General features: G+C 47.7%; 1 protein-coding gene. It reads left to right on the forward strand.

Going from position 1 to position 237, the window contains the following annotated elements; genetic code table 11:
• Positions 1 to 237 (forward strand): universal stress protein (locus ACYP03_RS27965; RefSeq protein ID WP_459782930.1); only part of this gene is annotated, 237 nt, incomplete at both ends.

Raw genomic sequence — 237 nt, forward strand, 5'->3', positions numbered from 1 at the left:
ATCCTCGTAGTAGCCGATCCACTGCAAGACAACCAACCGGCTTTGTCACGTGCAATACACCTCGCTGAAAAAAGTGAGAATGTTCACATCACTGTATTCCTTGCCATTTACGATTTTTCTTATGAAATGACGTCCATGCTCTCGTCGGATGAACGCCAGGCAATGCGACGGGGCGTAATCCAACAACGTGAAGAGTGGTTAAAAGACATTATCCGCCCACATGTCAGCGCTGGTGTT

It is taken from the genome of Photobacterium sp. R1 (genome assembly GCF_054600795.1).